The sequence below is a fragment of the Flavobacterium sp. genome (assembly GCF_965657075.1).
Taxonomy (GTDB): Bacteria; Bacteroidota; Bacteroidia; order Flavobacteriales; family Flavobacteriaceae; genus Flavobacterium.
On the sequence record NZ_CBFHMV010000022.1, the window covers coordinates 26,584 to 39,323 of the forward strand.

At 29.2% G+C, this 12,740-nt stretch carries 13 protein-coding genes and 1 tRNA gene; 7 read left to right on the plus strand and 7 right to left on the minus strand.

Annotated features, from left to right (window positions below):
- The first annotated feature begins 31 nt into the window (after positions 1 to 31).
- Positions 32 to 2,500 (plus strand): DUF5686 and carboxypeptidase regulatory-like domain-containing protein, encoded by a 2,469-nt coding sequence (locus ACTF56_RS11010; protein ID WP_438966960.1) that lies wholly within the window; start codon positions 32 to 34, stop codon positions 2,498 to 2,500.
- Between the two features lie 71 nt (positions 2,501 to 2,571).
- Here ACTF56_RS11010 and ACTF56_RS11015 read toward each other — a convergent pair whose 3' ends face one another.
- From ACTF56_RS11015 to ACTF56_RS11030, 4 genes are all read right to left on the minus strand, one after another.
- The gene (locus tag ACTF56_RS11015; RefSeq protein ID WP_438966961.1) at positions 2,572 to 3,339 is read right to left on the minus strand and encodes a sulfite exporter TauE/SafE family protein; all 768 of its coding nucleotides are present in this window, start codon (positions 3,337 to 3,339) and stop codon (positions 2,572 to 2,574) included.
- Positions 3,340 to 3,431: 92 nt separating this feature from the next.
- Complete coding sequence (gene murA, locus ACTF56_RS11020; protein ID WP_438966962.1) at positions 3,432 to 4,745, minus strand: UDP-N-acetylglucosamine 1-carboxyvinyltransferase; 1,314 nt, start codon at positions 4,743 to 4,745, stop codon at positions 3,432 to 3,434.
- 12 nt (positions 4,746 to 4,757) lie between these two features.
- On the minus strand, positions 4,758 to 5,453 hold the full coding sequence (locus ACTF56_RS11025) for a DUF4290 domain-containing protein (protein WP_438966963.1): 696 nt from the start codon (positions 5,451 to 5,453) through the stop codon (positions 4,758 to 4,760).
- Positions 5,454 to 5,461: 8 nt separating this feature from the next.
- Positions 5,462 to 5,746 carry a DUF493 family protein gene (locus ACTF56_RS11030; RefSeq protein ID WP_438966964.1) on the minus strand — a complete coding sequence of 95 codons (285 nt, stop codon included), beginning with the start codon at positions 5,744 to 5,746 and terminating at the stop codon, positions 5,462 to 5,464.
- Positions 5,747 to 5,873: 127 nt separating this feature from the next.
- Between ACTF56_RS11030 and ACTF56_RS11035 the strand changes: the two genes are divergently transcribed.
- From ACTF56_RS11035 to ACTF56_RS11055, 5 genes are all read left to right on the plus strand, one after another.
- Positions 5,874 to 6,410: an AAA family ATPase gene (locus tag ACTF56_RS11035; protein WP_438966965.1), complete on the plus strand. Its 537-nt coding sequence runs from the start codon at positions 5,874 to 5,876 to the stop codon at positions 6,408 to 6,410.
- 11 nt (positions 6,411 to 6,421) lie between these two features.
- Complete coding sequence (locus ACTF56_RS11040; RefSeq protein ID WP_438966966.1) at positions 6,422 to 8,308, plus strand: RecQ family ATP-dependent DNA helicase; 1,887 nt, start codon at positions 6,422 to 6,424, stop codon at positions 8,306 to 8,308.
- The gene (fmt, locus tag ACTF56_RS11045; protein WP_438966967.1) at positions 8,308 to 9,255 is read left to right on the plus strand and encodes a methionyl-tRNA formyltransferase; all 948 of its coding nucleotides are present in this window, start codon (positions 8,308 to 8,310) and stop codon (positions 9,253 to 9,255) included. The genes ACTF56_RS11040 and fmt overlap by 1 nt, the downstream gene beginning before the upstream one ends.
- Positions 9,256 to 9,419: 164 nt before the next feature.
- Complete coding sequence (locus ACTF56_RS11050) at positions 9,420 to 9,695, plus strand: HU family DNA-binding protein (RefSeq protein WP_438966968.1); 276 nt, start codon at positions 9,420 to 9,422, stop codon at positions 9,693 to 9,695.
- A 119-nt stretch (positions 9,696 to 9,814) separates the two neighbouring features.
- Positions 9,815 to 10,375, plus strand: a complete 561-nt coding sequence (locus ACTF56_RS11055) for a YqgE/AlgH family protein (RefSeq protein WP_438966969.1) — start codon at positions 9,815 to 9,817, stop codon at positions 10,373 to 10,375.
- Here the strand turns inward: ACTF56_RS11055 and ACTF56_RS11060 are convergent.
- From ACTF56_RS11060 to ACTF56_RS11070, 3 genes are all read right to left on the minus strand, one after another.
- Entirely contained in the window at positions 10,362 to 10,643 is a 282-nt protein-coding gene (locus tag ACTF56_RS11060; protein WP_438966970.1) for a CBU_0592 family membrane protein, read from the minus strand. The two genes, ACTF56_RS11055 and ACTF56_RS11060, sit on opposite strands and share 14 nt — an antisense overlap.
- A complete protein-coding gene (locus tag ACTF56_RS11065; RefSeq protein WP_438966971.1) occupies positions 10,624 to 11,460 on the minus strand; it encodes an aminotransferase class IV in 837 nt (278 codons plus the stop codon). Before ACTF56_RS11065 ends, ACTF56_RS11060 begins: the two co-directional genes overlap by 20 nt.
- 63 nt (positions 11,461 to 11,523) lie before the next feature.
- Positions 11,524 to 11,916 carry an START-like domain-containing protein gene (locus ACTF56_RS11070; protein ID WP_438966972.1) on the minus strand — a complete coding sequence of 131 codons (393 nt, stop codon included), beginning with the start codon at positions 11,914 to 11,916 and terminating at the stop codon, positions 11,524 to 11,526.
- A gap of 142 nt (positions 11,917 to 12,058) precedes the next feature.
- On the opposite strand from ACTF56_RS11070, the gene ACTF56_RS11075 reads away from it, so the two are divergent.
- Positions 12,059 to 12,132 (plus strand) — tRNA-Met (locus ACTF56_RS11075).
- The last annotated feature ends 608 nt before the right edge of the window (positions 12,133 to 12,740 follow it).

Below are 12,740 nucleotides of genomic sequence, written 5' to 3' on the forward strand. Positions count from 1 at the left end.
TAAAACTCGTCTATTCATAAAACAAAACTTTATGCAAAAATTTTACACCCTATTTTTTAGTCTATTTACTATTGCTTTTTTTGCTCAAATACGTGGAACTGTTACCGATATCAATGGTGAACCTCTAGTATTTGCAAGTGTATTTATTAATGATACCTATATTGGAACTTCTACCAATGAAAAAGGGCAATACGAGTTAAATTTCAAAGAACTTAAAAAAGTAACTTTAGTTTTTCAAAACTTGGGTTATAAAACACAAAAAGTAGAATTAAACGTTGATCAACTTCCTTACATTAAAAACATTCAATTGGTTGAGGAAAGTTATATGATGCAAGAAATTGTTCTGACAGAAGGCGAAAATCCTGCCAATGAAATCATTCGAAATGCCATTAAATCGAAAAAAACTAACAGTGCTAAAACCGATAAATTTGAAGCTGATTTTTATTCAAGAGGAATTTTTAGAGTAAAAGACGTTCCTAAAAAGTTTATGGGTGAAGAAATTGGTGATTTAGATGGCGATTTAGATTCATTAACCAGAAGTGGTGTCATCTATTTGTCTGAAACGGTTTCTAAAATTAAAGTCCAAAAACCAGACAAATTAAAGGAAACAATCATTGCAAGTAAAACTGCAGGAGACAGTCAAGGGTTTAGCTACAATACAGCTCTTAATACCAATTATGATTTTTATGAAAATTATGTTCCTTTTAATCTAAATTTAGTTTCTCCAATAGCAGATAATGCTTTCAATTATTACAAATTTAAGCTAGAGAGTACTTTTTATGATGAAAACAAAAACTTAATCAATAAAATTCAAGTCCTTGTAAAAAGAGACAAAGAACCAGTATTTGAAGGATATATTTACATAGTAGAAGATTCTTGGGCAATATATGCTATAGATTTGGACATCAAAGGCTATAGAATGCAACAACCTATTTTAGAAACTATGAAATTGCAACAAAATTTCAGTTACAGTAATTCTAACAAATTATGGACAAAAAATGTACAATCTTTAGATTTTAATGCAAAGTTTTTTGGAGTTGGGTTTACTGGAAAATTTACTCACGTTTTTTCTAATTACAATTTTAAAGAACAATTTGAAGCCAAAACATTTGGTAAGGAAGTAGTTTCATTTGAAGAAAACGCCAATAAAAAAGATGATACTTATTGGATCACAAACAGACAAGTGCCTTTATCAGAAGAAGAAGCTGTGACATATGTCAGAAAAGATAGTATTTCAACCGTTCGAAAATCTCAAAAATATTTAGACTCGATAGATTTAAAAAATAATAAATTTAAAATATTTGATGTAATTTCAGGATATACTTATAGCAACAGCTTCAAAAATTGGTCGGTTTCTTACAAAGGAATATCTGACATCATGTCAACAAGTTTTAATACTGTTCAAGGATATAATTTTAATACCGGATTTTCATTTTTCAAATGGAATGAAGAAAACGGTAAAACTACTAGTATAAATTCTACTTTTAATTACGGTTTAGAAGATGACCGATTGAGAGTCTCAGGTAGTTTGTTTCACAGATTTAACCGTCAAAATTTTGCTAATATTTCGGTTTCTGGTGGTGTTACAGTGGAACAATTTAATAATAGTGAACCTATAAGCAAGTTTGTAAACAGCATTAGTACTTTGTTTTTTAGAAACAATTTTATGAAAATTTACGAGAAAAAATTTGCACAAGCATTTTATGGTCAAGAAGTTACAAATGGATTATACATGAGTGGTGGCTTAATTTATGAAAAAAGAAAAGCTCTTTTAAATACAACCGATTTTTCAATAGTAAAAAGTAGTGATTTATATACTTCTAATGACCCATTACAACCGTTTAACTTTGCCTCTACTCCATTTAATGAGCACCATATTATTAAGGGTAGAATTTCGGGAAGAATTCGTTTTGGACAAAAATACATTTCTAGACCTGACGGAAAAATCACTTTAAGAGATGATGATTATCCTACTTTATTCTTTAGCTATGAAAAAGCATTTGGTGCCACTAGTAACAATTATAAATTTGATTTAGTTACAGCAAGTATGACTTATAACAAAACTATTGGTAATAAAGGAAACTTCCGTTCGATGATTCGCTCAGGAAAATTCTTTAATGCGACCAATATTGCTTTTGTAGATTATCAACATTTTAATGGAAATCAAACCCATTTTAATTTATTTGACAGAAGAATTAACTCCTTTAGTTTGTTGCCATATTATTCCAATTCAACAAATGATGCTTTTATTGAACTACATGCTGAACATAATTTTAAAGGTTATATAATGAATAAAATTCCTTTATTGAATAAATTACAATGGAATTTAATAGGTGGTTTTCATCAAATAAATGTGCCGAATTTAAAACCTTATCAAGAATTTTCTGTTGGATTTGACAATATTGGATTTGGTAAATTAAGGTTCTTACGAGTGGATTATGTAAGAAGTTATCAAAACGGATTTCAAGGTGATGGCTTTATGTTTGGGTTGAAATTCTAATATTTTAAAAGCAAAAGCAAAAATCCAAGTTCCAAGAAACACTTTTTGGGATTTGGATTTTTTATTGGAATCTATTTCAAAAACACATCATATCCAAAACGAAGTAAGGCAATTCCAACAATAATTAAAAAGAAAATTCTAATAAAACCATTTCCTTTAGAGATAGCTAATTTTGCTCCAATAAATGAACCCGTAGCATTGCAAACTGCCATTGGAATTGCAATAGTCCAAATAATTTTCCCCTTAATTACAAATAAAGTAATAGAACCTATATTGGTGGCCAAGTTTACTAATTTAGCATAAATATTCGCTTGAAGAAAGTCAAATCCCAAAATTGCGATGAATCCCATTATTAATAAACTTCCAGTTCCTGGACCAATAAATCCATCATAAAACCCAAGAAAAACACAAATGATTAAAGCATAAAAATAGATTTGTTTTTGTGTCAGTTTATCAACTTGAAACTGTCCAAAATCTTTTTTGAAATAAGTATACAGAAGTAATAAAACCAATATAACAAACAATAAAGGTTTCATAAAATCATTTTGCATTACATTCAATAAACTAGAACCTATATAGGCAAAAACAAAAGAAACAATTGCCATTAATCCAAACAATTTCCAGTTGACTGTTGCTTTTTTTAAATATTGATAAGTAGCAATACTTGTACCACTAAAACCAGGGATTTTTAAGGTTCCAATGATAGATGCAACGCTTTGAGTTGGCAATAAAATCAAAGCAGCTGGAGTTTGAATTAAGCCGCCACCACCAACAATTGCATCAATAAATCCTGCAACAAATGAAGCGATACAAAGTAAAATTATGATGTAGGTTTCCATTATTAAAATATCAAATTAAAAAATCCAAATTCCAATTATTGTATTGAAATTTGGATATGTGTTTTTACTACCAACCTAGAACTAGATACTTTTTAGCTAACTCTAACGATTTTAGCACCTATAGCTTTTAAACGCCCGTCAATATTTTCGTAACCTCTATCTATTTGTTCGATATTTTGAATGGTTGAAGTTCCTTTGGCAGAAAGTGCTGCAATTAACAAAGAAATTCCAGCTCTAATATCAGGAGACGACATAGTTGTAGCTTTTAATTGCGACTGAAAATTATGCCCCATTACTGTAGCTCTATGAGGATCACAAAGAATAATTTTTGCACCCATATCAATCAATTTATCTACAAAGAACAAACGACTTTCAAACATTTTTTGATGAATTAAGACATCCCCTTTAGCTTGAGTAGCAACAACCAAAACAATACTCAATAAATCAGGAGTAAATCCTGGCCAAGGAGCATCAGAAACGGTTAAAATAGAACCGTCAATATCTGTTTTGACTTCGTAACCGTCTTTATGTTCTGGAATATAAATATCATCCCCTCTTCTTTCTAAAGTAATTCCTAGTTTTCTAAAAACATTTGGAATCTGACCTAAATTATCCCAACTCACATTCTTGATTGTAATTTCACTTCTTGTCATAGCTGCAAGACCAATCCAAGAACCAATTTCAATCATATCTGGTAAAATTCTATGTTCGCAACCGCCTAATTTTTCAACACCTTCTATGACTAATAAGTTAGATCCAACACCTTTTATTTTTGCACCCATTGAGTTTAACATTTTACAAAGTTGTTGCAAATAAGGCTCACAAGCAGCGTTATAAATGGTAGTAGTTCCTTCAGCTAAAACAGCAGCCATAACTATATTTGCTGTTCCTGTAACAGAAGCTTCGTCCAGCAACATATAAGCTCCTTTTAGTCTTCCTTCATTTTCAACACCATAAAAATGATCTTCTCTTTCGTATCTAAATTTAGCGCCAAGATTTATAAAGCCTTCAAAATGAGTATCTAACCTTCTACGTCCAATTTTATCACCACCAGGTTTTGGAATATATCCACAACCAAATCGAGCCAATAAAGGACCAACAATCATGATGGAACCTCTTAAACTTCCACCTTCTTTTTTGAAAGCTTCCGTTTTAAGATAATTTATATTAACCTCATCCGCTTGAAAGGTATAATCACCAGGACCATTTTTTTGAATTTTTACTCCTAAATTTCCTAAAAGAGTAATCAATTTATTAACATCGATAATATCAGGAACATTTGTTACTCTTACTTTTTCTGATGTTAATAATGCTGGACAAAGTACTTGTAACGCTTCGTTTTTAGCACCTTGTGGAGTTATTTCTCCTTTTAATTTTATTCCACCTTCAATTTGAAATGTTCCCATAGAAATATGTACTTATCTATTTTTTTGTTTGTTGTTATTACTTTTCAGGTTCTTTCCTTTTTTAACTATCGTTTTTCCATTAGAACCAAATTGTGTTTTGTTGGATTGTTTTTTGTTGACCTTGATTAAATCATAAGAGGTAGAAAGTTCTTCATTAGATTTTAATAAATCAATTTTCCCATTTGAAAGTTCATATAAATGTTGAAAAATAACCATATCTTCAACCGTATCTTTATTCCAACTTAAAAAACTTTTTTTCATGTGATTGGCTATCACAATAATTAAAGCATTTTTCATTTCGCCTTCTTCCCATTTGTTAGCAACATCTATCATATATTTGATATTGTTACCATAAAAACGGTATTTAGGAAAATTTTGAGGATAAGCTAATCGTTCTGGTTTTTGATTTAAAACTTCTCTTGATGGAATTGGGTAAGGAGAATCTACTTCCAACTTAAAATCGGACATGATAAACAATTGATCCCATAACTTATGCTGAAAATCAGGCACGTCACGTAAATGAGGATTCATTGTTCCCATTACATCAATAATATATTTTGCAGCTTTATTGCGTTCGTCTTTATCTATAATTTCTGTAGCTAAATCTATTAGTTTTTGCAAATGTCTTCCATATTCTGGAATAATTAAATGCGAACGTTCAGCGTTATATTCTAAATTAAAAACGGCTTCTTGTGTGTCGTATTTCATAGTTTATTTTATAAAGAAATAATTCCTTCAACAGTGGATAATTCTTGATATTTATCAATTATTGATTGAGGATTTTTCATGGTAATGTTTACAGAAACACTAGTGTATTTACCGTTTTTTGAAACATGCGTTTTTATAACAGCACCCATGTTGTTAAATGCGTTTTCTACAGTTTCAATTTTTTCTTTGCTTGATGGAACAATAAATTTAAACAAATATTCTGAAGGCCAAATGGTTGAGTTAGTTAACTCTTCTTTTAAACGTATATAAAACTCTTCCGTTTTTTTATCCATTAACTTAATTTTTATTGAATAGCAAATATACTTTATTATGTTTAAACTATAAAACATGTGAGTTATAATTTTTATACATCCTATTATTTTTAAAAAAAACTTATTTTTGTCACTTAATAAACACAGAATGTCAAAAGAAATTATAGCAATAATTGGTGGCCCAAGCTCTGGAAAAAGCACTTTATTAAAAAAATTAGAGGAAAATGGTCATGTATGTTATCCTGAAATTTCCAGAGAAGTTACAAAAGAAGCTCAAGAAAAAGGAATTGAACAACTCTTTTTAACACAACCGCTACTTTTTAGTGAAATGCTCTTGAAAGGCAGAATTCATCAATTTGAACAAGCTAACAAAGAATTACATAATTTAATATTTATTGACAGAGGAATTCCTGATATTCTAGCCTACATGCATTTTATTGGCGATGAGTATCCAGAGGCATTTCATGAAGCATGTTTGAATTACAAATACACTAAAATTTTCTTTTTACCCATTTGGAAAGAAATTTATGTAAGCGATCAAGAACGTTATGAAAGCTACGAACAAGCTTTAGAAATAGAAAAACATTTGATTGATACTTACAAAAAGTACAATTATAACGTTATTGAAGTACCCAAAGATTCGGTTGAAAACAGAATGCAATTTATAATGGATAACTTAAAGTGAAAACTTTTTAAATGAATAAAAACCTCGAAATTCTTCAAAAACACTGGAAACACAATAGCTTTAGAGAACCTCAAGAGCAAATTATTAATGCAGTTTTAGAAGGAAATGATGTTTTTGCCTTATTGCCAACAGGTGGTGGAAAATCGATTTGTTTTCAAGTTCCTGCGATGCTTTTAGATGGAATTTGTTTGGTAATTTCTCCTTTGATTGCTTTAATGAAAGACCAAGTAGAGAATCTTCAAAAAAGAGACATTAAAGCTACATCCATTATTGGTGGTATTTCTCAAAATGAAATTATCGATATTTTGGACAATTGTCAATTCGGAAATTATAAATTTCTGTATCTTTCTCCTGAACGATTGGAACAAGACTGGATTGTTGAACGTTTAAAACAACTTCCCATTTCTATTATAGCCATTGACGAAGCGCATTGTGTTAGCCAATGGGGTCATGATTTTCGTCCCTCCTATTTAAAAATTTCAAAACTTAAGGAGCATTTTCCTACAACACCTTTTTTAGCACTTACTGCATCTGCAACAGAAAAAGTAAAAATCGACATCATCGAAAATTTAGGATTAAAAAATCCAGTTTATTTTTCAAAATCATTTGAAAGAAAAAATTTATCGTACCATGTTTTATTTACAGACGACAAGTTAGGTAAAATTAAAACCATTGTAACCAAAAATCAAAATCCTACCATAATTTATGTCAGAAATCGGAAATCTTGTATAGATACATCGTATTATTTGAATCAATTGGGCTTCACTTCTACCTACTACCATGGTGGTTTGAGTTACAAAGAAAAAGAGCAAAACAGACTGCTTTGGATGGAAAACAAATGCTTAATTATGGTTGCAACTAATGCTTTCGGAATGGGAATTGACAAAGCAGATGTTAAAACTGTTGTTCATTTACAATTACCCGAAAACCTAGAAAACTATTATCAAGAAGTAGGTAGAGCAGGAAGAAATGGCGACAAAGCTTTCGGAATCTTACTAACCAACACACAAGAAATTACCAATGCTAAAAAACAGTTTTTTTTAAATTTAATTGACAAAACGTTTTTAAAAACGGTGTATAATAAATTAAACAATTACTTCAGAATTGCTTATGGAGAAGGTTTCAATGAAGATTTTACATTCAACCTCAATCAATTTTGCAATCAATACCAATTGCCTGTTTTAAAAACTCATAATGCTTTACAATTTTTAGATCGACAAAGCATCATCACCATTCAAAATATGTATTCTGAAAAAATTCAGATGCAATTTATTTTATCAAGCAAAGAAGTAATTAGATACATGAGTATTCATAAAAATGAGGAAGAAATCATCACCAATATTTTAAGAACTTATTCTGGAATTTTTGAAAATGAAATACTAATCAACACTTCATTAGTTGCAAAAAAATCTAAAACTTCAGAAAAAAATGTAGTAGATGTTTTAAATAAATTAGAACAACACCAAATCATTATGCTGAAAATCATCAATAATGACAGTCATGTTATTTTTAATGAAGTTAGAGAAGATGATTTAACAATCAATAAAGTAATCCGATTTTTAGAGCATCAGAATGAATTAAAAACAGAGAAATTTAATAAAGTAATTGCATTTATAGAAGACCAAACCACATGCAAAAACAATTTACTATTAACCTATTTTAATCAAGAAACAAGTCCTGATTGTGGCTCATGTTCGTATTGCTTGTCCAAAAACAAAAGAAAACCACAAAACACCATACAAGCTATAATTAAAGAACTTACAAAAGAAGCCAAAACAGTAAATGAATTAGAAAATAAATTAGTCCTTTCTACTGAAGAAACTATCTTTGCATTGCAACAATTATTAGAACAAAATAAAGTTGCCATAAATAATTACAATAAATTTTACCTTTTATAATGAAAAAACTAAGAATAGTTTTTATGGGAACTCCAGACTTTGCTGTCGGAATCTTAGATACCATTTACAAAAACAACTACGACATTGTGGGAGTGGTTACAGTGGCAGATAAACCTGCTGGTCGAGGACAAAAAATAAGTACAAGTGCTGTAAAAGAATATAGTATAGCAAACAATTTACCATTATTACAACCAACCAATTTAAAATCAGAAGAGTTTTTAGCGGAATTAAAAAGTTTAAATGCCAATTTGCAAGTAATTGTAGCTTTTAGAATGTTACCAGAAGTAGTTTGGAACATGCCCGAATTAGGAACTTTCAATCTTCATGCTTCGCTATTACCTGAATATCGTGGAGCAGCTCCTATAAACTGGGCAATTATTAATGGAGAATCTAAAACAGGAGTTTCAACCTTCTTTATTGATGATAAAATTGATACAGGAGCAATTATCATGAAAAAGGAAACTTTAATTGGTAAAAAAGAAACTGTTGGTGAACTTCATGACCGATTGATGAATTTAGGAAGTGAAGCCGTTTTAGAAACCTTATCTTTAATTGAAAATGAAAAAGTAACTACAACGATTCAACCGGAAAATGAAGAATTAAAAACAGCTTACAAATTAAACAAAGACAATTGTAAAATTGATTGGACTAAATCTGGAAAAGACATCTACAACTTAATTCGAGGATTAAATCCTTATCCAGCAGCATGGACTTACTTTACAGAAGGAGAAAACGAATGGAATGTAAAGTTATTTGAAGTGGATTTTGTAGAAGAAAATCATTCTTTTAACGCAGGAAGTACTAATACTACAAAAAAAGAACTAAAAATTTACACTAAAGATGGTTATATAGAAGTAAAATCGCTACAAATGCCAGGAAAAAAGAAAATGGAAACCAAACAATTACTAAACGGTATTAGTTTTTCAGACGAATTAACAGCTAAATAACGCTACAAAGTCAGTAAATACAGTAGTTTGCGTGTTGCTTATTAACATTTATTCGTTTTTATTAACATTTTAGCTAAAAAAAACTCCAATTACTTGCACCATTAGGATATACTACTAAATTTGTAGAAGAAATTAAAGTTTAACCAAATTAATAAATCATTATTATGAACAAATCAGAATTAATCGATGCAATGGCAGCTTCTGCTGGTATCACAAAAGCAGCTGCTAAATTAGCTTTAGAATCATTTTTAGGAAATGTAGAAGGAACATTACAAAAAGGTGGTAGAGTTTCTTTAGTAGGATTTGGATCTTGGTCAGTATCTAAAAGAGCTGCAAGAGACGGAAGAAACCCTCAAACTGGAAAAACTATACAAATTGCTGCTAAAAATGTAGTTAAATTTAAAGCTGGTTCAGAATTAGAAGGTTCTGTAAACAAATAAGATTTACAATACAATATAGGAAAGCCTTTCAAATTGAAAGGCTTTTTTTATTGCCTTATTTATAAGAAAATTTTGTAGTTCTACTTAAAATTACTAATTTTAATACAAATACCTGATTAATGTCTAGAAAAAAAATAAAAAAAGGGCAACTATTGATTGCAGAACCTTCTATTTTAGGAGATCATTATTTTACTAGAACTGTAATTCTTTTGGCCGAATATAATGATAATGGATCTGTTGGATTTATTTTAAATAAGCCTTTAGAATATAATATTGGTGATTTAATTCCTGATTTAGATTCTAACTTAACCGTTTTTAATGGTGGTCCAGTGGAACAAGACAATCTGTACTTCATACATACTGTACCTGACAAAATTAAAGACAGTATTGAGATTTCTAATGGAATTTATTGGGGTGGAGATTTTGAAGCCTTAAAACATCTTTTAACGGAAAACAAAATCTCTAAAAATGAAATACGCTTTTTTTTAGGATACAGCGGTTGGACCAAAAATCAATTGGATGAAGAAATTGACATCAACTCGTGGATTGTTGAAAACAATTTAGACAACAATGCCATTTTATCTAATGCTTCTGTAGACTTTTGGAAAAAGAAAATTAATGCTCAAGGTGGGGATTATATTTTATTTTCAAATGCTCCTGAAGATCCTATTTTAAATTAACTTCCTTTTTTGTATTTAATTTATTAATTATTCCAATAAAAGAAAGTAGTGTCCAACTTCCTTCTAAAATAATAAAGGGCAAATAGTTCATTAAAATTGAAGCCAAACAAGCCAAAGCAGCACCTACAAAATTCATAATTAAATATAAGTAACTCTCTTTTTCAATTTTATTAGTTATATTTAAAAAAAAGGCAATTAGTAAAATAGAAACGCCAATAAATCCAATTATATCAATAGTTGACATCATCTTAATTGGTAATATTAGCATTCAAAATTGTAATTAATTGTTTTGAAAAAACAGTTTCAAAAACTTTTTTACGATATTTGGTTATAGGTTGAATACCAACCATGACATTTGAAATAAAAAGTTCGTCCGATTTTTGTAAATCAAAAGGAGAAATTGATTTTTCTATACATTCAAAACCATCCATTTTATTAATGAGAGTAATTAATTGTTTCCGCATAATTCCGTTCAAACAACCATCTGCAATGGGTGGAGTGATTATGGTAGTTCCACTTTTCATAAAAACATTTCCATTCAATGCTTCCACAACATTTTTATCATCATTTAATAAAATACAATTATGATAATCGTTTTCTTTGGCAAAAATACTTCCCGTTACGTTGATCATTTTATTATTGGTCTTTAAAGTAGAAAGTAAATGTTTTGAAACATAAAAATCTTTATATAATTCAATTTCATAAAAAGAATCTGTAAAAACATATTCCTTGTGAGATACTTCTTGTGCAGCAATAACAAAACCTACCTTATTATCAGTGGGTGTGTAAAAACCATCGGAATCCCTAAAAAAAGTAATTCTTGCTCTACCACAATCTTGAACATTACTTGCAACCGCAACATTTAAAATTTGTTCTTCAAAAAATTCTAAGGTAAAATTCATTGGAATTTCCATTCTACAAATACGCATAGAAGCCATTAATCTAAAATAATGTTCTTCAGAAAAAAGAATAGTATTATTTACAATTTTTACCGTTTCAAAAACAGCATCACCAAACAAAAATCCTCTGTTATTTTCAACAGCAGTTGCACTTGAATCTAAAATAGTTCCGTTTAAATTTATCATAATAAAAAAGTCTCGTCTTATGATTTTCAAAAGACGAGACAAATATACTTTTAATATTTTTTATTACATAGAACCTAGGACATGTTTTAGGTCAGAAATTTGGTTTTCCCAAAGCAATTTAGCTTCGTCTAATTCGTCATCTTCGGCAAAGTCGACCACTACGATAGAGACATCTTTAGTGATTTCGTCGACCATGATTTTAATTTCGAAAAAGTATTCCGTTTCAGCACCTTCTTCGTCATACCATCTAAATTTTACTTTTTCACCTGTTTTTTTGGAAACTAGTTTCGCTTTTTCTTCGCTATCATCCCATATGAAAGTAAAATCTTCTCCTCTAGAATTTACATTATCCGCAAACCATTCAGACAAACCAGAAGGGGTTGATATATATTGATACAGCAACTGTGGAGATGACATTATTGGAAACTCAATTTCATATTTTACTTTATCATTCATGCTTTTAAAATTTATTTGTGAAATATAGAATAATTATTAGGAATAAAAAAAATAATGCATGAAAAATATTTTTAATTTTTTATTTGAATTAGAAACAAATAGTTATATATTTGCACCCGCATTGAAGAAATGCAATCCTTTTGGCGAGGTAGCTCAGTCGGTTAGAGCGCAGGATTCATAACCCTGAGGTCACGGGTTCAACTCCCGTCTTCGCTACTTTTAACAAACCTAAAACATTAATTATCAGTGTTTTAGGTTTTTTTTTATCCCGAATAAATCCCGACTTATTTTTAAACTTGAATAATTAATTTATTAAAGTTAATAATAATTAATTATTGATTTTTATTGAAACCTATTTCAGAATTGTAAGAATTAATTTTAAATGTGAAAATAAAAATCTCGATAATGAGATAAATTGATTTAAAAAAAACCGACTTTAGAAACGGTAAAATTATTACTCCTATTCTTTTTGCATAAAATATCTAATTAAAAAACAACCCTTAAAAAACGGTAAAAACAATAAAATAAACGGTATAAAAAACGGTACCGTTTAATTTATTCTCAATAATTTAAACGGTAAAATAAACGGTACGGTTTTATAAATTTTGATTCAATTTTCTTCTTAATATAAAATTAGTAATTTAAAAAATACTAAACTAAATTATCAAGATTTATAATCAACTTTAAAATATATAATTTGTCTTTTTGTAAATAACAATTAATATTACTTTTTGCATTTAAAAAAAATGGATATACTAATTTAGCTTCCAGTTAAAGTTAAGAATAAAATTTTATTTTTAACATATGAAACGCGAGAGAAAATT